Raw genomic sequence first — 22,722 nt, forward strand, 5'->3', positions numbered from 1 at the left:
TGCGAAGCAGGCGCAAACTGGCCCACTCAGTACACCTGATGAAAATCGGCTGTGTTCATGACAGGGGCCGCTTCGCGGCCCAGCGGGAGCAAGCTCCCTCGCCACAGCAAGCCCCCTCGCCACAAATATTGAGCACTTCAAAGATCGTTATAGAACGGCTGCAACGGCCCCTCACTGACGCTGCGACCTTCTGCGCCGATGGGTTTGAGCGAAATCGGGGCATCGAGCGCCTGTCGGGTTGAAATCTTCGGACTGACGGGCCGCGCTGTCACCGCGTTTTCGTCTCCCACGTGACCTTGCGGAATGACCAGCGACGGATGATCGAACGGCGCCTGTTCCCAAGCAACACGTGGGTCTGTCAGCCCGACCTCCATGAATTTCACCAGCGCATCCACCTCATCGGGGGTCAGGTTCAGCGAAGTCATGTCCGGATCAAGGTTGGAAGCGTTGTGCTGATTCGCCGACGGATGTTCGAAGCCGCTGGTGTTGCTCGCATCTTCACCGCGCCGGTCGCCGCCGCGGTTGTAGAACTCCATGACCTGTTTCAGCGTCGCCCGGCTGCCGTTGTGGAAATACGGCCCGGTCAGCGCGATATTGCGCAGCGTCGGCGTCTTGAAGGCGCCATCGACAGCATCGCGGAAACCGACATTGGGTTTGAGCGTTGCGTCGCAGGGCAATGCCGCACTCAATGGCGTTTCGAATGTGCAGACATCGACGTCCAACGGGTCAGGCACGTTGCCGCCTTGCAACAGGGTGTTGTACTCACGGGTGAAGGACAAAGGATTGCCCCACGCGTCCGAGCCGCCGAGCGCCAGGTCTTCCGACGTCGGACGCACACCGGTGTTGTAGAAGCCGTTGTCATAAAGCGTGGTGAGGTTGTCAGCCATCAACATGCGTTCGATGCGCTCACGAGGATGGAACAGCAAGCGGCTGCCGGCGTTGGTCAGCTCCGCGCCACCGTGGCAACTGATGCACTTGCCCTTGCCGAGGAACAGGTTCATGCCTTGTACCTGCTGGGCACTCATTGCCTGCTGATTACCCTGCAAATAAGCATCCAGCGGGGCTTGGTCCGAGATCAGAGTGGATTCGTACATCTGAATCGCCAGCCCGAAGAACAGCGGGAAGTTGGCTTCCATCTGAGTGTACGGCGCATCGCCCAGCAACACCTGTTGCGTGGCATTCCACAATCTAGGCTGGAACGCAGCCTTGATCAGTTCACGGTAAGTCGGCCGGCGCGCACCGGAAACCGAGGCCAGCACCGAGTCGGTTGAAGAAATCCGTTGTTGCTTGAGCATCAGCGTGTCGAGCATGCGCCGGCCGATATCCGCAAAGGTGCGCCCGCCGCAGGACATTTCCACCGGGCTGCCCGGAGGCCCCACGGCCTGCGAAGCCGCCGAGGCATCCTTGAGGGCCAGTCGCACCTTGGTCGCCACGCCGCTACGATCAGCGGTAACAAAAATCCCGGCATCGGGGTCACGATTGCCGAACGGTGAGAAGCCGTTAAACACATTGTTCGCACGACCATCCCAGAAATTTCGCACGTTGAATGCGGCGTTGATTACCGTCGGAGCATTACGCCCGGTGCTACGACGGACGTTGATGCCGCCGACCTGGAAAATACCGTCCGGTTGTTGCGTGCACTTGTCGAAACGCGGCTGATGCGGTTTGACGAAGTTGGCGTCGAACACGCCTTGGGAGCCGATCACGTCGTCGGTGGAATAGAGGATCGGCGAATTACGATCCAGTGGATCGGCCAACACATGGGTCGGGAAGTCGGTTTTCTTCAGCGTGTAGTTCGGCCCGCCCTTGCCGCCGGACTTGGTCAAATAGGAAGCTACGTCGCCGGGAATGTCAGACGCTACGAACGGCTTGTTGAAGATCGACGCTACGTTCGCATTGGTGTTTGCCTGACCAGGGTTGATCTGGTTGGTGATCCGGTGGTCGACCCCGGCGTGAAAGTGGCAGGACGCGCAAGCGGTCGAACCATCGCTGCCGATCTCCATGTCCCAGAACAACGCCTTGCCCAACAGGACCGCCGCCGAGCGGTTGAGGACGTAGTCAGTCATCAAATCGACTTTGCGTCCGCCTTCGGTTCCCGACGGATCGGGCGGCGTCAAGCCGTGCAGTGATTGCAGGGTGGGTATCTCCGGGGCGGGAACATCAACTTCTGGGGCTGTCGCGGCTAGAGCGCCCTGGACGGGCAACACGAACAGGCAGGCCAAACCAACTATTCGGACGATGTTCATGCGCTCCACCCTGACGATATTGTCGATTCAATTTGAGGTTGTCAGCGGTTTTGCAATTAATCTGCCAGCACGTGAAAGGCCCGGCCTGTCGGGTTTTACCCGGTCAATGCGATTGTTTCGGGGGATTAATACCGGGGAATGGGGCCCAACAATGGGGGCTCGAAATCAAGACAAAAAAAAGCCGCTGCTCCCAAAGGAACAGCGGCTTTTTTGAAGAGTTGCGCTAAGGCTTAGTAGCCCAGTGCGAAGTCTTCTTCTTTCATGTCCATCAGGTTGTTGGCGCCCGACAGCATGGTGACTACGTGAGTGCGGGTACGCGGCAGAATGCGCTGGAAGTAGAAGCGCGCGGTCTGCAGCTTGGCGGTGTAGAACGCCGTTTCGGTGGTGCCGGCAGCCAGTTTCTCGGCAGCCAGGCGCGCCATGTCAGCCCAGAAGTAGGCCAGGCAGGCGTAACCGGAGTACATCAGGTAGTCCACGGAGGCCGCGCCGACTTCTTCGCGGTCTTTCATGGCGGCCATGCCGACCTTCATGGTCAGTTCGCCCCACTCTTTGTTCAGCGCAGCCAATGGCTCGACGAACTCTTTGACCGCTTCGTTGCCTTCGTTGGTCTGGCAGAACTTGTGGACGATCTTGGTGAAGCCTTTCAGAGCTTCGCCTTGGGTCATCAGCACTTTACGGCCCAGCAGGTCGAGTGCCTGGATACCGGTGGTGCCTTCGTACAGCATCGAAATGCGGCTGTCGCGAACGTTCTGCTCCATGCCCCACTCGGCGATGAAACCGTGACCGCCGTAGATTTGCACGCCGTGGTTGGCGGACTCGAAGCCAACTTCAGTCATGAAGGCTTTGGCGATTGGAGTCATGAAAGCCAGCAGTGCGTCGGCTTTTTTCTTCTCTTCTTCGTCCACGCCGTATTTGACGATGTCGACCTGTTTGGCGGTGAAGTAAACCATTGCGCGGTTGCCTTCGGCGAACGCTTTCATGGTCAACAGCATGCGACGTACGTCTGGGTGCACGATGATCGGGTCAGCGGCTTTTTCCGGCGCTTTCGGGCCAGTCAGCGAGCGCATTTGCAGGCGATCACGAGCGTATTTCAGGCCACCCTGGAAGCCGATTTCGGCGTGAGCCAGGCCTTGCAGCGCGGTGCCCAGGCGAGCGGTGTTCATAAAGGTGAACATGCAGTTCAGGCCTTTGTTCGCCGGGCCGATCAGGTAACCGGTGGCCCCATCGAAGTTCATCACGCAAGTGGCGTTACCGTGGATGCCCATTTTGTGTTCCAGGGAACCGCAGGTCACAGCGTTGCGAGCGCCGATCGAACCGTCATCGTTCGGCATGAACTTGGGAACGATAAACAACGAGATGCCTTTGGTGCCAGCCGGTGCATCCGGCAGGCGGGCCAGCACGATGTGGACGATGTTGTCGGCCATGTCGTGTTCACCGGCCGAGATGAAGATCTTGGTGCCGGAAACTTTGTAGGAACCGTCGGCCTGAGGTTCAGCCTTGGTGCGCAGCATGCCCAGGTCGGTGCCGCAGTGCGGTTCGGTCAGGCACATGGTGCCGGTCCACTCACCGGAAACCAGTTTGGTCAGGTAAGCCTCTTGCTGCTCAGGCGTACCGTGCTCGGAAATGGTGTTCATCGCGCCGTGCGACAGGCCTGGGTACATGCCCCACGACCAGTTGGCTTCGCCAACCATTTCGCTGACCGCCAGACCCAGAGACTCCGGCAGGCCTTGGCCACCGTGCTCTACGTCATGAGCCAGACTTGGCCAGCCGCCTTCGACGAATTGTTTGTAGGCTTCTTTGAAACCAGTCGGGGTCTTAACGCCGGACTCGCTCCAAGTGCAGCCTTCGGTGTCACCCACGCGGTTCAGCGGAGCCAATACCTGCTCACAAAACTTGGCGCCTTCTTCAAGAATGGCGTCAACCATGTCTGGAGTTGCGTCTGCACAAGCCGGAAGGCTCTGATAGTGCGCTTCGTAGCCGAGCAGTTCGTCACGAACGAAGCGAATATCACGCAAGGGGGCCTTGTAGTCAGGCATAGCGATAAACCTCTGCTGATGTAACCGGGAATGAACGACCGCGTTGATTTGTTGTGGCGGTCAAACAGTTGTTTGAAACATACGTTTACGCCTAAATCTTGTCAAGCGCCGATCTTTTGCCGTTCGTCATCATCGAGCGTGCACAACGGCCACACAGCCGCGCGCCGCCGTCGACAAAGCAACAGGCCATGCAGGAAAGATTAGTTGAGGGAGAAGGACTTACGCAGAAAAACGCCGCGAAGATTCGCGGCGTTGGAGTAGTGGATTCAGCTAGCGATCAAGCGTAGGTATCAATCAACGTCCCAAGCATCTCATCGGAAGCCTTGGCGACTTTCGCGCCCAGCTCCACTTGAAACTTGCCCTGAGACATCTCGACCATATTGCTGGCCAGGTCTGATTCCTGGCTACGGTCCACTGAACGCAGACGATCGACTTGGGCTTCGGAAGACTGGCTGGTCTGCGAACGCTCAATGGTGGTGTTGGCGATCTGGCCGGCAGCCTGATCGACACGGTTCTGCCCTGTCTGAATAGTGCTCAGACCGGCATAAAAAGCGGTGCTTCCTGAGATTTCCATGGGAGAACTCGTCCTGATAAAGGATCAACAGCGGCCATTGAAGCAGACGCGCCAGCAAAACACCCGACAAAAACACTAATGGCACAGTGCCTTGTCATAGGCAAAAACATTAATCGAGCAAATCCAGCTGAAGATGTTCGGCCACCGCCTCCGCCGTTACCGACTTGAGTTTCGGCACCCGGCCCAGGCACGGTGCGGGTATCCGCTCGGCCAACGTCGCGAGGTTTTCCTCCAGGCGCGAGGTCTTCGGTTCGATGATGTTGGCCACCCATCCAGCCAACTGCAGACCATCATTAGCAATCGCTTCAGCCGTCAGCAGCGCATGATTGATGCAACCCAGCCGCACGCCGACCACCAGAATCACCGGCAGATCCAACGCTATCGCCAAGTCTGACAAATTATCCTGATCCGCCAACGGCACGCGCCAGCCACCAGCGCCTTCGATCAGCGTGAAGTCCGCGTTCATATCCAGAATCTCGCGCATCGGCGTCAATAACGACTGCACCGTCAACACAATGCCCGCCTCCCGTGCGGCCAGATGCGGCGCAATCGCCGGTTCGAACGCCACCGGATTGACCTGTGTATAAGTCAGCGGCACCGAGCATTGAGCCAACAACGCCAACGCGTCGGCGTTGCGCAAACCCTTGGGGGTTACTTCACAACCAGAGGCCACCGGTTTGCCCGCCGCCGTGCTCAAACCTGCCAACCGCGCGGCATGCAGCAAACCTGCAGCAATGGTGGTTTTGCCGACATCAGTGTCGGTGCCGGTGATGAAATAGGCTGCGCTCATAAGGGTTTCTCCAACACGGCATAAACCACTTGATAAGTCGCCGGCAGTCCTTTTGCCTGACGAAAATGCTCATACGCCTCGACCAGGCCGAGGATCCGCGCCCTGCCGGTCAAACCGCCCGGCCGACCAGGGTTCAGGTTATGCGCCCCCAACGCCTTGAGCTCATGGGTCAGGCTGCGCACATCCAGGTAATGCAGCACATGTGGACAGGTTTGCAGACTGACAACCTGCAAGCCACTGGCCGCGCACAGCTGTTGATAAGTCTCGAACTCGCGGAAGCGGTTGACGTGCACCATGCCATCCACCTGACGCCAGCTGTCACGTAATTCGTACAGCGTGCCGACACACAGACTAGCAAACGCGAAAACACCGCCCGGTTTTAATGCTCGATACGCTTCATTGAGCACCGAGGCGAAGTCCGAACACCATTGCACCGCGAGGCTGGAAAAGATCAGGTCACAGGTCGAATCCTGCAGCGGCAATCGCTCGGCATCGCCAGCGATAAAGTGTGCGGCACCACCCAATGGCCTGGCGTGATTGAGCATGCCTTCAGCGATATCCAGCGCAATGCCGTGACTCGCAGGAAAACGCTCACCCAGCGCACGACTGAAATAACCGGTGCCGCAACCCAGGTCCAGCCAGCGCGCAGGCAAAAAACCTTCAGGTAAACGGCGCAACAACTCGCTACCAACATCCCGTTGCAACTCAGCCACGCTGTCGTAGCTGGCCGCCGCGCGGGAAAAGGATGCGGCCACCTGACGCTTGTCGGGCAAACCGCCAGGGAGGTTGGAAAGAGATAAATCAGTCATCACCGGACTCATGCAAAAAGGCCTGGATCGCCCCCGCCACACCGTGGGGATCTTCCAGAAGAAACGCGTGGCTGGCCTGTTCGATCAGGCCGATTTCGACATCCGGTAACAAGGCCAGCAAGTCCCCCGCCGCTTCGGCCGGGACCAGTCCGTCGAGGCCGGCGAACAGATGCAGTTGTGGGCCACGAAACGCTTGCAGCGCTTGTCGGGTATCCAGTTGCGCGAGTACTTCGAGGCCGCTCATCAAGACTTGTGGCGAGGTATGCGGCGCGCCGCCGAGCAACAGTCGCGACAGCCCGCGTGGGTCTTCGGCACCTTGGGCGCAGAGCAGCGAAAAGCGTTTCAAGGTCATGCGTGGATCGGCGCCGCAGCCGGCCAGAAACGCATCGAAGGTCTCACCGGGCATCGCGCTCGGCCATTGCTCATGGGCGACAAACGAAGGGTTACTCGCCAGGGTCAGCAAACCGCAGCAGCGATCACCGCGCCGCGCCGCCAGCTCGGAGGCGAGCATGCCGCCGAGTGACCAGCCACCGAGCCAGGCATCCTGAGGCACGGTCGAATCGAGTTCATCGAGCCACTCCTGCAGATCGCCCGACTCCAGTTCCGGCAACGGCTCGATCTCGACTCGCAGGTGTTCATCCAGGCCTTGCAAGGCTGCCGCCAACGGCTCCAGCGGCGAAATCCCGAGGCCCCAACCGGGCAGCAGAATCAGTCGATCACGCATGGCTTGGCTCCGGTCCCAGTTGTGCAAAACAATCGGCCAGTCCATTTAACAATAGCTGCACCTGCGCTTCGCTGTGGGCAGCGGTCAAGGTCACCCGCAAACGAGCGCTGCCGGCCGGCACGGTGGGCGGACGGATCGCGGTCACCATCAGGCCGCGCTCGCGCAGCATCTGCGACAGTCGAACTGCACGGCCAGCATCGCCGATCATGATTGGCTGGATCGGTGTAAAGCTGTCCATGAGTTCCAGGCCGATCTGCTCGGCACCTCGACGAAATTGACGGATCAGCACATTAAGGTGCTCGCGTCGCCAATGCTCGCTGCGCAGTAATTCGAGACTTTTCAGCGTCGCACAAGCCAGCGCCGGTGGTTGGCTGGTGGTGTAGATGTAGGGACGAGCGAACTGGATCAGGCTTTCGATTAGCTCTTCGCTGCCCGCGACAAATGCACCGGCGGTACCGAAGGCCTTGCCGAGGGTGCCGACCAACACCGGCACGTCCTCCTGACTCAAACCAAAATGCTCGACGATTCCGCCACCATGGGCGCCCAACGGACCAAAACCGTGGGCATCATCGACCATCAGCCATGCGCCTTTGGCCTTGGCTTCCCGGGCCAGCGCCGGCAGGTCGGCGATATCGCCGTCCATGCTGAACACGCCATCGGTGACCACCAGCGTATTGCCAGTGGCCTTCTCCAGACGCTTGGCCAGACTGACTGCGTCGTTGTGCAGGTAACGATTGAAGCGCGCACCGGACAACAAACCGGCATCCAGCAACGACGCGTGATTGAGCCGGTCCTCCAGCACCGTGTCGCCCTGCCCGACCAGCGCGGTCACCGCGCCGAGGTTGGCCATGTAACCGGTGGTGAACAGCAGCGCACGTGGCCGACCGGTGAGATCGGCCAGCGCTTCTTCCAACTCATGATGTGGCGTGCTGTGGCCGATGACCAAATGCGAAGCCCCGCCGCCGACGCCCCAACGGGACGCGCCAGCGCGCCAGGCTTCGATCACTTGCGGGTGATTGGCCAAGCCCAGGTAGTCGTTGTTACAGAACGCCAGCAACGGCTGACCATCGACCACCACTTCCGGGCCTTGCGGGCTTTCAAGCAGCGGGCGTTGGCGATAGAGATTGTCGGCACGACGGGCAGCAAGGCGCGCGCTGAGATCGAAAGACATGCAGACCTCGAAGATCAATATGGGTATGCACCCAATCCCAATGTGGGAGCGGGCTTGCTCGCGAAGGGGCCGTCACATCCAGCATGGATGGTGACTGAAACTCCGCATTCGCGAGCAAGCCCGCTCCCACATTGGATTTGTATTGGGTCAGACGGCGGCGTTATAGAACTGCTCGCTGCTCTTCTGCTCAACCAACGCCTGTTCGATGGCCGCTTGGTGCACTTCATCGGCGTGCTCTTCACGCGCTTCCGGCAGGATGCCCAGGCGCGAGAACAGTTGCATGTCCTTGTCAGCCTGCGGGTTGGCGGTGGTCAGCAGTTTGTCGCCGTAGAAAATCGAGTTGGCACCGGCGAAGAACGCCAGGGCCTGCATCTGCTCGTTCATCGCTTCGCGACCGGCGGACAGGCGTACGTGGGATTGCGGCATCAGGATACGGGCGACAGCCAGCATGCGGATGAAGTCGAACGGGTCGATGTCATCGGCGTTTTCCAGCGGCGTGCCGGCGACTTTCACCAGCATGTTGATCGGCACCGACTCCGGATGCTCTGGCAGGTTGGCCAGTTGGATCAGCAGGTTGGCGCGGTCGTCGAGGGACTCGCCCATGCCGAGAATGCCGCCGGAGCAGATCTTCATCCCCGATTCACGCACGTAGGCCAGGGTTTGCAGGCGCTCGCCATAGGTGCGAGTGGTGATGATGCTGCCGTAGAACTCAGGCGACGTATCGAGGTTGTGGTTGTAGTAATCGAGACCGGCGTCAGCCAGAGCGACGGTCTGGTCCTGATCAAGGCGACCGAGGGTCATGCAGGTTTCCAGGCCCATGGCTTTCACGCCTTTGACCATTTCCAGCACGTAAGGCATGTCTTTGGCCGACGGATGCTTCCACGCCGCGCCCATGCAGAAACGGGTCGAACCGATAGCCTTGGCGCGAGCGGCCTCTTCGAGGACCTTCTGCACTTCCATCAGTTTTTCTTTTTCCAGGCCGGTGTTGTAGTGACCGGACTGCGGACAATATTTGCAATCTTCCGGGCAGGCGCCGGTCTTGATCGACAGCAGCGTGGAAACCTGGACCCGGTTGGCGTCGAAATGCGCGCGGTGCACCGTCTGCGCTTGAAACAGCAGGTCGTTGAATGGCTGAACGAAGAGTGCTTTGACTTCGGCCAAAGACCAGTCATGACGCAGGGTTGCAGAGGTGCTGGCGCTCATGGGCGTTTCCTTGATTTATGCTTGGCAAGCGGCTGGGGAATGGAATACCCACAGGCGCGACACGGATGTTCGGCATATTTAAGGAAGAGCGATGCGCTGTCAACCACGATACAAAGGACCGGTTTACATCTGGTTAAAAAACAAACAATCCTGCTTGCTCTGTTCAGAGCCTGCCGATGACGCCACACCGATCTGCACCGCCTGCGAAACCGAACTGCCCTGGCTCGGCGATCACTGCCAGACCTGCGCCCTCCCACTGCCCGCCTCCGGCCTGACCTGCGGCCAATGCCTTCAACAACCGCCGGCCTTCGAGCGAGTCGCGGCGCCCTGGACCTACAACTTTCCGGTAGACGCCCTGATCACTCGCTTCAAACACAACGCGAAGTGGCCATTTGGCCGCTTGCTCGGCGAACTTCTCGCGCAGTTCTTGCAACATCGTTTCGATGAAGACCTGGAGCGACCCGATCTGCTGATTCCTGTGCCGTTGGCTACCAAACGCCTGCGTCAGCGGGGTTTTAATCAAGCGGCGATGCTCGGGCGGTGGCTCAGTGAAAAGCTGGACATTCCTTGCGATGAAACGCTGCTACTAAGGATTCAAGACACCAGTGCCCAACAGGAACTGAAAGCCGATGCCCGCAGGCGAAACTTGCGCAACGCCTTCGCCCTCGCACCCGGCGCGTCTGTCACGGGCCGTCATCTGGCCCTGATCGACGACGTGCTGACCACTGGTGCGACCGCGCAAACCCTGGCGCGTTTGTTGATGGACGCCGGTGCGGCACGGGTCGATGTCTATTGCCTGGCCAGAACCCCCAAACCCGGCGACACGTTTTGACTTGAGAACACAAACCCTGTGGGAGCGAGCTTGCTCGCGATGGCGTCAGTACATTCGACATACATATTGAATGTTATGGCCTCATCGCGAGCAAGCTCGCTCCCACAGGGATTGCGCACCGACTTGACTCCCGCCGTCCAAGCCGCCAACGTCCTCCCATTGCCACCGCTCAAAGCACCCACCATGTCCCTGCCTACGTTGTTGTCCCAGCACATTGTCCGCCGCCCGCAGCGCATCGCCCTGCTGCAACACATCGCCGAACAAGGCTCGATCACCCGCGCCGCGAAAAGCGCAGGCCTCAGTTACAAGGCGGCATGGGACGCCATCGACGAGTTGAACAACCTTGCGCAAAAACCGCTGGTGGAGCGTAGCGTCGGCGGCAAGGGCGGCGGTGGCGCCAAGTTGTCCAGCGAAGGTGAACGAGTGTTGCGTCTGTATCAAAAGCTGCAAGCTCTGCAGGCCCAGGTGCTGGAAGCCGCCGAAGATGCCAGTGATCTGGACCTGCTCGGTCGATTGATGCTGCGCACCAGCGCGCGCAATCAACTGCACGGCAAGGTCGCGGCGATTGAATCCCAGGGTCGCAACGACCGTATCCGTCTGGAACTGGCCGAAGGCTTGAGCATCGATGCGCAGATCACCCACGACAGCACTCTGCGCCTGGAGCTGCAAACCGGCACCGAGGTAGTCGCACTGATCAAGGCCGGTTGGCTGGAATTATTGGGTATCGATCAAGCAGAAACACCTGGCAACAATTGCCTGAAAGGCACGCTCGAGGAAATTCTCGACGCCGAAGACGGCCCCAGTGAAGTGCGCATCGGCCTGCCGAATGGCCAGACACTCTGCGCCTTGGCCGAGCCGCTGCATTTAAGAACCTCCGGCCTTGCCGTCGGCCAGCCGGTGCGGGTGCAATTTTCGCCGTCCAACGTCCTGCTCGGCACGCCGCTCTGAAACAAAACCTTCACTGACGCTCATTAAGGTGACTGCAAAAACCCGCAGGGAGCCTGATGTGAGCCTATTAGAAGAGCACCAACCCACCGACCTGGAAAAAATGGTCGGCCTCAGCCGTCGTGGCTTCATCAGCGCCGGCGCCCTCTGCGGTGCGGCGATGTTCCTCGGCGGCAACCTGCTGAGTCGCAGCGTGCTGGCCGCCAGTGTCAGCGCCGGCTCCAGCAAACTGCTGGGTTTCAACAGCATCGCCGCCGCCACGAGCGACGCCATCACCCTGCCGCCCGGCTACAAGTCTTCGGTGTTGATCAGTTGGGGCCAGCCCTTGCAGAAAAACGGTCCGGCCTTCGACCCCAGCGGCAACGGCACCGCCCAGGCTCAGGAAGTCCAGTTCGGCGACAACAACGACGGTATGAGCCTGTTCGCCTTCCCCGGCGACAACGACCGCGCGCTGATGGCGATCAACAACGAATACACCAACTATCGCTACCTCTATCCCCACGGCGGCATGCCGCAATCGGCGGAAGATGTGCGCAAGGCCCTGGCCTGTGAAGGCGTGTCGGTGATCGAAGTACAGCGTCGCCGTGGTCAGTGGGAATTCGTCCAGGGCTCGCGCTATAACCGGCGCATCCACGGTAATTCACCGCTGCGTTTTAGCGGTCCGGCCGCCGGTCACGAATTGCTCAAAACCAGCGCCGACAAGCGCGGTAAGAAAGTCCTCGGCACTTTCCAGAACTGCGCCAACGGCAAAACGCCGTGGGGCACCTACCTGACCTGCGAAGAGAACTTCACCGACTGCTTCGGCAGCAGCAACCCCGACCTGAAATTCGATGCTGCACAAAAACGCTATGGTGCCGTGGCTGCCAGCAAGGACATCAACTGGCATCAACACGACCCGCGTTTCGACCTGGCGAAGAATCCCAACGAACTCAACCGTCACGGCTGGGTGGTGGAAATCGACCCGTTCGACCCGCAGTCGACCCCGGTCAAACGTACCGCCCTGGGCCGCTTCAAGCATGAGAACGCCGCCCTGGCGCAGACCAATGACGGGCGCGCCGTGGTCTACATGGGCGACGATGAACGCGGCGAGTTCATCTACAAATTCGTTAGCCGCGACAGGATCAACCACCGCAATCCCAAGGCCAACCGCGACTTGCTGGACCACGGCACCTTATACGTGGCGCGCTTCGACGCGGGCGACGGCAACGCCGATCACCCGAAAGGCCAGGGCCAGTGGATCGAACTGACCCACGGCAAAAACGGCATCGACGCCAGCAGCGGCTTTGCCGACCAGGCCGAAGTACTGATTCACGCGCGCCTCGCCGCCAGCGTGGTCAACGCCACGCGCATGGACCGCCCGGAATGGATCGTCGTCAGCCCCAAGGGCGGCCAGGTTTATTGCACCCTGACCAACAACGCCAAACGCGGCGAAGACGGCCAACCGGTCGGCGGGCCAAACCCGCGGGAGAAAAACGTTTACGGGCAGATCCTGCGCTGGCGCACCGACCGCGATGATCACGGTTCGAAAAGCTTTGCCTGGGACTTGTTCGTGGTCGCCGGCAATCCGGGCGTGCATGCGGGCACGCCGAAGGGCGGTTCGTCGAACATCACCCCACAGAACATGTTCAACAGCCCGGACGGCTTGGGTTTCGACAAGGCCGGGCGCTTGTGGATTCTCACCGATGGCGATTCGAGCAATGCCGGGGATTTTGCCGGCATGGGCAACAACCAGATGCTCTGCGCCGACCCGGTGACCGGGGAAATCCGCCGCTTCATGGTCGGGCCGATTGGTTGTGAGGTGACGGGGATCAGCTTTTCGCCGGATCAGAAAACCCTGTTTGTCGGGATTCAGCATCCGGGGGAGAACGGTGGTTCGACGTTCCCTGAGCATTTGCCGAACGGCAAGCCGCGGTCTTCGGTGATGGCCATCACGCGTGAGGACGGCGGGGTCGTCGGCGCCTGATCCGGCCTCTTCGCGGGCAAGCCTCGCTCCTACAGGGTTTACTCATGATCGTTCCCACGCTCTGCGTGGGAACGATCCCCCTAAAGAAGCCCCGTCTGCGCTACCATGCTTGGCCGGACGCGGCAGCCTGCTGCGCGCAGGAGTCAGCATGGCCCACCCGTTTGCAACCCTCACCCCAGACCTCGTGCTCGATGCCGTCGAAAGCATCGGCTTTCTCAGCGACGCGCGCATTCTGGCGCTCAACAGCTACGAGAACCGCGTCTACCAAGTCGGCATCGAAGACTCCGAGCCGCTGATCGCCAAGTTCTACCGCCCGCAGCGCTGGACCAACGAAGCGATTCTCGAAGAACACCAGTTCACCTTCGAACTCGCCGAATGCGACGTGCCGGTGGTCGCGCCGATGATTCACAACGGTGCCAGCCTGCATGAACACGCCGGGTTCCGCTTCACCCTGTTTCCTCGCCGTGGCGGCCGCGCGCCAGAGCCAGGCAATTTGGATCAGCTGTATCGCCTGGGCCAATTGCTCGGACGCCTGCACGCCGTCGGCGCGACCAAGCCGTTCGACCACCGTGAAGCACTGGGCGTGAAAAACTTCGGACACGATTCGCTGAACACCTTGCTCGAAGGCAATTTCGTACCGAAAAGCCTGCTGCCGGCCTACGAGTCCGTGGCCCGCGACCTGCTCAAGCGCGTGGAAGAGGTCTACAAGGCCACGCCGCACCAGAACATCCGCATGCACGGCGATTGCCACCCCGGCAACATGATGTGCCGCGACGAGATGTTCCACATCGTCGACCTCGACGACTGTCGCATGGGCCCTGCAGTGCAGGACATCTGGATGATGCTGGCCGGGGATCGTCAGGAATGTCTCGGTCAGTTGTCGGAATTGATGGACGGTTACAACGAGTTTCATGACTTCGACCCGCGGGAACTGGCGCTGATCGAACCGCTGCGGGCATTGCGCCTGATGCACTACAGCGCCTGGTTGGCGCGGCGTTGGGATGACCCGGCGTTCCCGCATAGTTTTCCGTGGTTCGGCAGCGAGCGGTATTGGGGCGATCAGGTGTTGGCGTTGCGCGAACAGTTGTCCGCGCTGAATGAAGAACCGCTAAAACTCTTCTAACACACCCTGATCCCCCCTGTGGGAGCGGGCTTGCTCGCGAATGCGGTGGGTCATTCGGCAAATATGTTGACTGACCCACCGCATTCGCGAGCAAGCCCGCTCCCACATTGGTCCGCGACCATTCCGACAAATCTCCTTACAATCCCCTCTTTGTTAGCTGCCTAAGCAAGGATTCTGCATGCAAGCTGCCAACCCGCGTCGCGGGTACATCCTGGGCCTCACTGCCTACATCATCTGGGGACTTTTCCCCATCTACTTCAAAGCCATCGCCTCGGTGCCGGCCGTAGAAATCATCATCCACCGGGTGCTCTGGTCCGCGTTGTTCGGTGCCTTGCTGCTGATGGTCTGGAAGCATCCGGGCTGGTGGCGCGAATTGCGTGACAACCCGAAGCGCCTGGCGATCCTGGCCCTGAGTGGCACCCTGATCGCGGCCAACTGGCTGACCTACGTCTGGTCGGTGAACAACGGACGCATGCTTGAAGCCAGCCTCGGCTATTACATCAATCCGCTGGTGAACGTGCTGCTGGGGATGCTGATCCTCGGCGAACGACTGCGGCGCATGCAATGGCTGGCGGTGGGTCTGGCCGCGGTTGGCGTGGCGCAACAGGTGTGGCAGGTCGGCAGTCTGCCGTGGGTGTCGTTGGTGCTGGCGCTGACTTTCGGCTTCTACGGGCTGATCCGCAAACAGGCGCCGGTCAAGGCGTTGCCGGGGTTGGTAGTCGAAACCTGGATGCTGGTGCCGATTGCCATCGCTTGGTTGCTGTTCAATCAAACAGCCACCAGCGCGCAACCCGAGTTTTGGACGACGTCCCAAGCCTGGTGGCTGGTGGCGGCCGGCCCGGTAACGCTGGTGCCGCTGGTCTGTTTCAATGCCGCTGCACGGCATTTGCCCTACACCACCCTCGGATTTCTCCAGTACCTGGCACCGACACTGGTGCTGCTGCAAGCCGTTCTGCTGTTTGGTGAACACCTGTCGTCCAGCACACTGGTGGCGTTCATCTTTATCTGGGCCGGCCTGGCGGTTTACAGCGTCGATGCAGTGATCAGCATGCGCCGCCGCAACTGATCAGAAAACGTACAAACCTCCACAGGCCACGTTCTTCGTGGCCTGCATCAATCCTTCCCAAGGTTATCCACAGCGTGATCCCCGGCGTTTGTGCGCAACTTGTTGAAACTGCTGGTTTTTTGATCAGATCCGGAAGAGCCCCGGCCGGCGTGGCCTGGCGGGGTGTCTCTACAGGTTATCCACAGGCAGGTGCACGTTTAACTTGGATAACACTGTCAGACACCGCTGGTGTCAGGGATCGCTGCGCAGTACCAATTCAACCATCAAGTCATCGGCCAGGGTTTCCAGTCGCGATTGCAGCACGTCCAGGGACAAGGTCAGCGGCACCGCGAGAATCGCCTCGGCGTGGAACAGCGGTTCGCTGCTCATCGGCGCCGGGCGCACTTCGGTAACCAGACGCTCCAGGTTCACCCCCTGCTCGCTCAACAAGCGCGTGATGTCGCGCACGATCCCCGGCCGGTCATTACCTACCAACTCCATTGCGATCGGCTTCCAGGTGCAGGATTGTTCGATGCCGCTTTCAGCGATCAGTACGCGAATACCATGGGTGGACAACGCTTGTAGGGCATCGACCAATTCGTCGTAGGCTTCGGCCGGCACGCCCACCCGAAGAATCCCGGCGAACTGCCCGGCCATGCGCGACATGCGGCTTTCCAGCCAGTTACCGCCATGCTCGGCGATACATTGGGCAATGCGCTCGACCTGCCCTGGCTTGTCCGGCGCGAATACGGTGAGTACAAGGTGGTCCATGGCGCAGCCCTCTTTTGTTATAGAAAGAGAAGTATAGGCAAGGGTTGTTTGTGGCGAGGGGGCTTGCCCCCGTTCGGCTGCGAAGCAGTCGCAAAAGCGGTTAATAAGGTTGATCTGAAAAACATGGGGGCCGCTTCGCGTCCCAACGGGGGCAAGCCCCCTCGCCACAAAAGGTCAGCATTGAGCCAACAAATGCAGAGCCCCATAGCAGTGCACCAAAGATTATGTGTACAAGTTTTTATATTTAACTGGAACAATCCAATAGTTTTTTGAGAACATCCCGTTCCCCGACATGACTGCAATGCGTCATGGGGTCGCAGAACGACGTAATTAGTCTAATTTTCACAAGCGCAATTCATCATGTAGTATGCCGCAGCGCGCACTACATAATGTTGGATCGATGTCTGCCACCGGCACACTCGCAACCCTGAAAGCCCCGTCAGCAAGGCCTCCAAGCCGTTGATTGGACCGAACCCAGCCGCCCGCAAGGGCATGTACTGGCGGACGGGTTTGTGGTTTAAATGGCCAGAGGCTTCATTGTCAAAATTGAAGAGCTGAAAAGCGAAATAGCTGAGCAGAGTGAGGCAAGCAATGACTGAACACGTTCAAGTCGGTGGCCTGCAGGTCGCCAAAGTCCTGTTCGACTTCGTGAACAACGAAGCCATTCCCGGTACCGGCCTCACCGCCGATAAGTTCTGGGCCGGTGCCGATAAGGTCATTCATGACCTGGCGCCGAAGAACAAAGCCCTACTCGCCAAACGCGATGATTTCCAGGCTCGTATCGATGGCTGGCACCAATCCCGTGCCGGTCAACCACACGACGCCGTGGCCTATAAAGCCTTCCTGCAAGACATCGGTTATCTGCTGCCAGAAGCGGCCGATTTCCACGCAACGACGCAAAACGTCGATGACGAAATCGCCCGCATGGCCGGCCCGCAACTCGTGGTGCCGGTAATGAACGCGCGTTTTGCGCTCAATGCTTCGAATGCCCGCTGGGGTTCGCTGTATGACGCGCTCTACGGCACCGACGCCATCAGCGAAGCTGACGGCGCGGAAAAAGGTAAAGGCTACAACAAGGTTCGCGGCGACAAGGTCATCGCCTTCGCCCGCGCTTTCCTCGATGAAGCAGCGCCATTGGCCGCCGGCACTCACGTCGATTCCACCGGCTACAAGATCGTTGACGGCAAACTGGTGGTCGCCCTTAAAGGTGGCAGCAACACTGGCTTGCGCAACGACGCTCAGTTGATCGGTTTCCACGGCGACGCCGCCGCACCGACCGCGATCCTGCTGAAAAACAACGGCCTGCATTTCGAAATCCAGGTCGATGCCACCACTCCGGTCGGCCAGACCGACGCGGCCGGCATCAAAGACATCCTGATGGAAGCCGCACTGACCACCATCATGGACTGCGAAGACTCCGTCGCCGCCGTCGATGCCGATGACAAAGTGGTGATCTACCGCAACTGGCTCGGCCTGATGAAGGGCGATCTGTCGGAAGAAGTCTCCAAGGGTGGCAAGACCTTTACCCGCACCATGAACGCCGACCGTACCTACACCGGCGTCGACGGCAAGGAGCTGAGCCTGCACGGTCGTTCGCTGTTGTTCGTACGTAACGTTGGCCATTTGATGACCATCGACGCGATCCTCGATAAAGATGGCAACGAAGTGCCGGAAGGCATCCTCGACGGTCTGGTGACCTGCCTCGCGGCGATCCACAGCCTCAATGGCACCAGCTCGCGCAAGAACAGCCGTACCGGCTCGGTCTACATCGTGAAGCCGAAGATGCACGGCCCGGAAGAAGCGGCGTTCACCAACGAGCTGTTCGGGCGCATCGAAGACGTACTCGACCTGCCGCGCAACACCCTGAAAGTCGGGATCATGGATGAGGAACGCCGCACCACGGTTAACCTCAAGGCCTGCATCAAGGCTGCCAGCGAGCGCGTGGTGTTCATCAACACCGGTTTCCTCGACCGCACCGGCGACGAAATCCACACCTCCATGGAAGCCGGCCCGATGGTGCGCAAGGCCGACATGAAGGCTGAGAAGTGGATCGGTGCCTACGAAAACTGGAACGTCGATATCGGCTTGAGCACCGGCCTGCAAGGTCGCGCCCAGATCGGTAAAGGCATGTGGGCCATGCCCGACCTGATGGCGGCGATGCTCGAACAGAAAATCGCTCACCCACTGGCCGGCGCCAACACCGCTTGGGTACCATCGCCGACCGCCGCTGCACTGCACGCGCTGCATTACCACAAGGTTGATGTGTTCGCCCGTCAGGCCGAACTGGCCAAACGTGCGCGCGCCTCGGTGGACGATATTCTGACCATCCCGCTGGCCGTTAACCCGAGCTGGACCGCAGAGCAGATCAAGAACGAACTGGACAACAACGCCCAGGGCATCCTTGGTTATGTGGTGCGCTGGATTGACCAGGGCGTGGGCTGCTCGAAAGTGCCGGACATCAACGACGTCGGCCTGATGGAAGACCGTGCGACGCTGCGCATTTCCAGCCAGCACATCGCCAACTGGCTGCGTCATGGCATCGTCACTGAAGCTCAAGTGATGGAAAGCCTCAAGCGTATGGCGCCAGTGGTTGACCGCCAGAACGCCAACGACGCGCTGTACCGTCCGCTGGCACCTAACTTCGACAGCAACATCGCCTTCCAGGCGGCGGTCGAACTGGTGATTGAAGGCACTAAGCAGCCGAACGGCTACACCGAGCCGGTTCTGCACCGTCGTCGTCGCGAGTTCAAGGCTGCCAATGGCCTGTAACTGAGCGCTGATGCCGCACAAAAAAAGGCCCTGATCTTCGGATCAGGGCCTTTTTATTTGCGAATGCTTTCCCCTGTGGGAGCGAGCCTGCTCGCGATGGCGGCGGGTCTGTCACATCGATATTGACTGTGATGGCCTCATCGCGAGCAAGCTCGCTCCCACAGGGAATGCGGAGAGCCGATCTAGGGCTCCATCCCCAACTCATGCTTGACCAACGCCAGCAACTTGCCGGTATCAATCGGCTTGAGCAGGAAATCCACCACGCTCAAATGCATGGCGGCGATGGCATCTTTCACGTCGGCATCGCCCGAAACAATGATGATCGGCATGGCCGCCCGAACCGACTCACGCACTTGGCGAATCAATTCCAGGCCATCCACATGCCCCATTCGCAGATCGGTAATCACCAGTCCAATCGCGGGCTTCTCGTCCAGCATCTTGAGTGCGGTCTCACCACTGGCGGCGGTCATGCAGCGAATGCCATCCAGCGCCAGAATCTCCGATAACAGCTCCCGGGCATCTTTGTCGTCATCGACGATCAATACCCGCTGCGGCGGAAGATCAGGCTCCAGCATGATCGCACTGAGCGCCTCGCGCTCGGCGTCACTCAAAATATCGTGGTCGGACATGGCTTTCTCTACGTTTTCTATTCAATCCCCTAGCACAGTGGTCAGACATCGCTAAGCAGAGCTTCAATGTGCACTTCGTCGGATATTTTGCCTAGAGGAAAAGTGAGACGTTTTCCCACAATGTGCGTAGGGCATTTCCGAAATATAGCCATATCCACCGCCTACCTAGACTTACGTCCAATGGGCACCCTGCGCACAGGGGCCGACCATGGCTGAACAATCCGACAACAACAATTCAAAAAAGACTGCGGTAATAGTGATGAGTAAAGCGGACGCCTTCACCCAGGCAGGGAAAACCGCGGTGTTGCAGAACATTCAGGGCACCTTGCAATTCCTCCAGCGTTTCCCGCCCTTCAATCAGATGGAACACGCCCACCTGGCCTACTTGGTGGAGCAATGTCAGCTGCGTTTCTACGCTCCCGGCGAGAGCATCATCAAACCCGCCGACGGCCCGGTTGAGCATTTCTACATCGTCAAGCAGGGCCGGGTGGTCGGCGAACGCCCGCACACGGCCAAGGGTGGCACCGAAACCACCTTCGAAATCACCACGGGGGAATGCTTCCCCCTTGCCGCGCTGCTGGGTGAACGTGCGACCCGAACTGAACATCTTGCGGCCGAAGACACTTTTTGCCTGCAACTGAACAAACTGGCGTTCATCAAGCTGTTCGCGCTGTCGAGTACGTTTCGCGACTTCGCCTTGCGTGGGGTCAGCAGTCTGCTGGATCAGGTCAACCAGCAAGTCCAGCAAAAAGCCGTGGAAACGCTTGGCACCCAGTACTCGTTGAACACCCGGTTGGGCGAGCTGGCCATGCGTCATCCGGTGACGTGCAGCCCGGCCACGCCCCTGCGCGAAGCCGTCAGCCTGATGCACGAGCAACAGGTCGGCAGCATCGTGATCGTCGACGAACAGAAAGCGCCGCTGGGGATTTTCACCCTGCGAGACTTGCGCCATGTGGTGGCGCAAGGCATCAATGACTTCAACGAAGCCATCGAGGGCCACATGACCCGGGCGCCGTTTTTCCTGACCCCGGATCACAGCGCCTTCGACGCGGCGATTGCCATGACCGAACGGCACATCGCCCACGTCTGCCTGGTCAAGGAACAACGCCTGTGTGGCGTGGTGTCCGAGCGCGATCTGTTTTCCCTGCAACGGGTCGATCTGGTGCACCTGGCACGGACCATCCGCAGCGCGCAGAAAGTCGAAAACCTGGTGGCACTGCGCGGCGAAATCGGCCAATTGGTCGAACGTATGCTGGCCCACGGCGCGTCCTCGACCCAGATCACCCACATCATCACCCTGCTTAACGACCACACCGTGTGCCGGGTGATCGAGCTGACCCTTGCCGAGAAAGGCGACCCGGGGGTGCCGTTCAGTTGGCTGTGTTTCGGCAGTGAAGGCCGGCGCGAGCAGACGCTGCACACTGATCAGGACAACGGCATTTTGTTCGAGGCACGGGACGCGGCCCACGCTGCCGAGATACGCGGCAAGTTGCTGCCCATCGCCCAGCAAATCAATCACAGCCTGGCGCTCTGCGGCTTCACCCTGTGCAAGGGCAACATCATGGCCGGCAACCCCGAGCTGTGTTTGTCCCGGGCCGAGTGGGCGCGGCGGTTCGCGGCGTTTATCCGCGAGGCGACGCCGGAGAACCTGCTGGGTTCGAGTATTTATTTCGACTTGCGGGTGGTCTGGGGCGACGAGCAAGGCTGCGAGCAACTGCGTCGGGGGGTTCTCGATCAGGTGGCGGACAACCGCTTGTTCCAGCGGATGATGGCCGAGAACGCGTTGCGCAATCGCCCTCCGGTGGGACGATTCCGTGAGTTCGTGCTGGCGCGCAAGAATGGCGAGAAAGCCACGCTGGACCTGAAAGTCCAGGGGCTGACGCCGTTTGTGGATGGCGCCCGATTGCTGGCGCTGGCCAATGGCATCGAAGCCAACAACACTCAGGAGCGCTTTCGGCAACTGGTGGATAAAGAGGTCATCGACCGGCTGGACGGCGCGGCGTACGAAGAGGCCTATCACTTCATCCAGCAAACCCGTATGCAGCAACATCAGCTACAAACCCGCGAGAACTTGCCCTACTCCAATCGCGTCGATCCCGACAGCCTCAATCATCTGGACCGGCGCATCCTGCGTGAATCCCTGCGCCAGGCCCAACGCCTGCAAAGCAGCCTGACCCTGCGGTATCAGCTATGAGCCTGTTTTCATGGTTGCGCCCGGCGACCCCGCTGCTACCGGATGATCTGCAACAGCGTCTGCAGCGCTTGCCGGTCGGCGCCGGGCTGAGCGAATGCAGCCTGCGCGAGCAGCGTTGGGTAGTGCTCGACCTGGAAACCACCGGGCTGAACCTGAACAAGGATCGGGTGTTGTCCATTGGCGCGGTGGTGATCGAGGATGGCGCGATCGATTTCAGTCAGCAATTCGAACGCACCCTGCAATGTGTCGATATGAAACTGGCGCCGAGCATGTTGATCCATGGTCTGGGGCCCAGTGCCATCGCCGCCGGCAGCGACCCGGCCGAGGCGTTGCTCGAATTCATGGAGTTCCTTGGCGACAGCCCGGTGCTGGCGTTTCATGCGCCGTTTGATCAGCACATGCTCGGGCGCGCGTTGAAAGATCATCTGGGCTACAAGTTGCAGCATCCGTTTCTGGACGTGGCGGACATCGCGCCACTGCTCTGCCCCCAGGCGAATATCCGCGAGGCCGGGCTGGATGAGTGGATTGACTGGTTCAAACTCGAAGTCTTTGAACGGCATAACGCCAGTGCCGATGCGTTGGCCACGGCAGAGCTGGCGTTGATTTTGTTCAGCCGGGCGCGGCAACAACAGATTCATAGCCCGTTGAATTTGCAGCAGCGGATCAGCCAGTGGAAACGACGGCAGCGGGCGCCTTCGTTTTAAATCTCCGGCGCCTGTCCTGGCGCCTTCGCGGGCAAGCCTCGCTCCTACATTAGAAATACGTTCCCCCTGTAGGAGCGAGGCTTGCCCGCGAAGAACGATGACACGGTCTCACTGAACGCCCTCCCAAAACCACCCGACCAGCGCCAATTGCGTACCTCCCCCACCTCTGACACAATCGCGAACAATTCTCGTTA

Annotated in this window: 19 protein-coding genes; 9 read left to right on the forward strand and 10 right to left on the reverse strand. The window is 59.9% G+C overall.

Going from position 1 to position 22,722, the window contains the following annotated elements:
* Nucleotides 1-137: 137 nt before the first annotated feature.
* Nucleotides 138-2,246: a cytochrome-c peroxidase gene (locus tag ACWIKB_RS00360; protein WP_475264866.1), complete on the reverse strand. Its 2,109-nt coding sequence runs from the start codon at nt 2,244-2,246 to the stop codon at nt 138-140.
* On the opposite strand from ACWIKB_RS00360, the gene ACWIKB_RS00365 reads away from it, so the two are divergent.
* Nucleotides 2,245-2,460, forward strand: a complete 216-nt coding sequence (locus ACWIKB_RS00365; RefSeq protein ID WP_475264867.1) for a hypothetical protein — start codon at nt 2,245-2,247, stop codon at nt 2,458-2,460. The genes ACWIKB_RS00360 and ACWIKB_RS00365 overlap by 2 nt on opposite strands.
* A 16-nt stretch (nt 2,461-2,476) precedes the next feature.
* Here the strand turns inward: ACWIKB_RS00365 and ACWIKB_RS00370 are convergent, their stop codons facing one another.
* From ACWIKB_RS00370 to bioB, 7 genes are all read right to left on the reverse strand, one after another.
* Nucleotides 2,477-4,282: a phenylacyl-CoA dehydrogenase gene (locus ACWIKB_RS00370; RefSeq protein WP_475264868.1), complete on the reverse strand. Its 1,806-nt coding sequence runs from the start codon at nt 4,280-4,282 to the stop codon at nt 2,477-2,479.
* A 277-nt stretch (nt 4,283-4,559) separates the two neighbouring features.
* Nucleotides 4,560-4,856 carry a pyrroloquinoline quinone biosynthesis protein PqqE gene (locus ACWIKB_RS00375; RefSeq protein ID WP_475264869.1) on the reverse strand — a complete coding sequence of 99 codons (297 nt, stop codon included), beginning with the start codon at nt 4,854-4,856 and terminating at the stop codon, nt 4,560-4,562.
* A gap of 109 nt (nt 4,857-4,965) precedes the next feature.
* Nucleotides 4,966-5,646, reverse strand: a complete 681-nt coding sequence (bioD, locus tag ACWIKB_RS00380; protein WP_475264870.1) for a dethiobiotin synthase — start codon at nt 5,644-5,646, stop codon at nt 4,966-4,968.
* A complete protein-coding gene (gene bioC / locus ACWIKB_RS00385) occupies nt 5,643-6,455 on the reverse strand; it encodes a malonyl-ACP O-methyltransferase BioC (RefSeq protein ID WP_475264871.1) in 813 nt (270 codons plus the stop codon). The genes bioD and bioC overlap by 4 nt, the downstream gene beginning before the upstream one ends.
* Entirely contained in the window at nt 6,448-7,179 is a 732-nt protein-coding gene (locus tag ACWIKB_RS00390) for an alpha/beta fold hydrolase (RefSeq protein ID WP_475264872.1), read from the reverse strand. Before ACWIKB_RS00390 ends, bioC begins: the two co-directional genes overlap by 8 nt.
* Nucleotides 7,172-8,350 carry an 8-amino-7-oxononanoate synthase gene (gene bioF, locus ACWIKB_RS00395; protein WP_475264873.1) on the reverse strand — a complete coding sequence of 393 codons (1,179 nt, stop codon included), beginning with the start codon at nt 8,348-8,350 and terminating at the stop codon, nt 7,172-7,174. Before bioF ends, ACWIKB_RS00390 begins: the two co-directional genes overlap by 8 nt.
* Nucleotides 8,351-8,497: 147 nt before the next feature.
* Nucleotides 8,498-9,553, reverse strand: a complete 1,056-nt coding sequence (bioB, locus tag ACWIKB_RS00400) for a biotin synthase BioB (protein ID WP_054044178.1) — start codon at nt 9,551-9,553, stop codon at nt 8,498-8,500.
* 91 nt (nt 9,554-9,644) lie between these two features.
* Here bioB and ACWIKB_RS00405 point away from each other — a divergent pair, with 91 nt between their 5' ends.
* From ACWIKB_RS00405 to rarD, 5 genes are all read left to right on the forward strand, one after another.
* Nucleotides 9,645-10,385, forward strand: coding sequence for a double zinc ribbon domain-containing protein (locus ACWIKB_RS00405; RefSeq protein ID WP_475264874.1), 741 nt, complete (start codon nt 9,645-9,647; stop codon nt 10,383-10,385).
* Nucleotides 10,386-10,568: 183 nt separating this feature from the next.
* A complete protein-coding gene (locus ACWIKB_RS00410; RefSeq protein ID WP_475264875.1) occupies nt 10,569-11,333 on the forward strand; it encodes a TOBE domain-containing protein in 765 nt (254 codons plus the stop codon).
* A gap of 58 nt (nt 11,334-11,391) precedes the next feature.
* Nucleotides 11,392-13,293, forward strand: coding sequence for a PhoX family protein (locus ACWIKB_RS00415; protein ID WP_475264876.1), 1,902 nt, complete (start codon nt 11,392-11,394; stop codon nt 13,291-13,293).
* Nucleotides 13,294-13,441: 148 nt separating this feature from the next.
* Nucleotides 13,442-14,416 (forward strand): serine/threonine protein kinase, encoded by a 975-nt coding sequence (locus ACWIKB_RS00420; RefSeq protein WP_213940244.1) that lies wholly within the window; start codon nt 13,442-13,444, stop codon nt 14,414-14,416.
* A gap of 178 nt (nt 14,417-14,594) precedes the next feature.
* Nucleotides 14,595-15,482: an EamA family transporter RarD gene (rarD, locus tag ACWIKB_RS00425; protein ID WP_475264877.1), complete on the forward strand. Its 888-nt coding sequence runs from the start codon at nt 14,595-14,597 to the stop codon at nt 15,480-15,482.
* Between the two features lie 231 nt (nt 15,483-15,713).
* On the opposite strand, the gene ACWIKB_RS00430 is transcribed toward rarD, so the two are convergent.
* The gene (locus tag ACWIKB_RS00430; protein WP_192416792.1) at nt 15,714-16,232 is read right to left on the reverse strand and encodes a glycine cleavage system transcriptional repressor; all 519 of its coding nucleotides are present in this window, start codon (nt 16,230-16,232) and stop codon (nt 15,714-15,716) included.
* 591 nt (nt 16,233-16,823) lie between these two features.
* Here ACWIKB_RS00430 and ACWIKB_RS00435 point away from each other — a divergent pair.
* A complete protein-coding gene (locus ACWIKB_RS00435) occupies nt 16,824-19,001 on the forward strand; it encodes a malate synthase G (protein WP_475264878.1) in 2,178 nt (725 codons plus the stop codon).
* A gap of 182 nt (nt 19,002-19,183) precedes the next feature.
* On the opposite strand, the gene ACWIKB_RS00440 is transcribed toward ACWIKB_RS00435, so the two are convergent.
* Nucleotides 19,184-19,630, reverse strand: a complete 447-nt coding sequence (locus tag ACWIKB_RS00440; RefSeq protein WP_475264879.1) for a response regulator — start codon at nt 19,628-19,630, stop codon at nt 19,184-19,186.
* A gap of 259 nt (nt 19,631-19,889) precedes the next feature.
* On the opposite strand from ACWIKB_RS00440, the gene ACWIKB_RS00445 reads away from it, so the two are divergent.
* Both ACWIKB_RS00445 and ACWIKB_RS00450 read left to right on the forward strand, forming a co-directional pair.
* Nucleotides 19,890-21,824: a putative nucleotidyltransferase substrate binding domain-containing protein gene (locus tag ACWIKB_RS00445; protein WP_475265379.1), complete on the forward strand. Its 1,935-nt coding sequence runs from the start codon at nt 19,890-19,892 to the stop codon at nt 21,822-21,824.
* Nucleotides 21,821-22,528: a 3'-5' exonuclease gene (locus ACWIKB_RS00450; RefSeq protein WP_475264880.1), complete on the forward strand. Its 708-nt coding sequence runs from the start codon at nt 21,821-21,823 to the stop codon at nt 22,526-22,528. The genes ACWIKB_RS00445 and ACWIKB_RS00450 overlap by 4 nt, the downstream gene beginning before the upstream one ends.
* Nucleotides 22,529-22,722: the final 194 nt, after the last annotated feature.

Source organism: Pseudomonas sp. 5Vm1k, from assembly GCF_056161485.1.